General features: G+C 70.6%; 1 pseudogene. It reads right to left on the minus strand.

Annotation, left to right across the window (positions count from 1 at the left end):
- Positions 1 to 693, minus strand: a pseudogene (locus tag AC01Y6_RS10845) (hypothetical protein); the annotation flags it as partial.

Here is a 693-nt window from a genome sequence, read left to right on the forward strand (position 1 = left end):
CTGCCTCATGGTCTTGGGCGCGTTCCCCAGGAGGTGGTCCAGGAGCCAGGAGACGTCCCGGGCCACCGCCCGCTCCCGGTGCCCGGGTCGTAAGGCGTTCCAGATGGGGTGGTCGTCGGTGAGCTTTTCCTCGTCCGGGAAGGCGGCCAGGTACTCCCTGGCCTTCCCTGCGGGCATGGCGAACACCTCGGCCCGGACGTACCTGGCCCAGGCCTTCACGTCCGCCGCGATGCGGTTCGGGAAGAGGAAGCTGCGGGCCCGCTCCCAGGCGCTCTTCGCCCCCTGGGGGAAGAGGTTGAAGGAATGGCGGTGAGGGGCGTAGGGGTTGGCGTAAGGCTCCCCCCGGAGGAGGAGCTCCTCCTTCAGCTCCTCCAGGAGGTACTTGGCCGTGGCGAGGAAGAGGACGCTCTCCCCCCGGTTCACCCGTTCCAGGGCGTCCGCCACGGCGTGGTAGGGCTCCTCCGGGGGCACCCAGAGGAAGCGCACCTCGCCCGCCTCGCCCCGGGGAGCGTAGTGCTTCTGGGCCCGGGTGGCGATGCGGGCCGCGATGGCCTCGGCCACCCGTTGCACCCTGGCCGGGACGCGGTACGATTGGGAGAGAACGACCTCCCCTTCCACCGGGACCGAGAGGAACGAGGTCCCGTCCGCCCCCATGAACCCGTAGATGGCCTGGTCGTCATCCCCCACCAGGGC

This window comes from Thermus sp. (assembly GCF_056332225.1).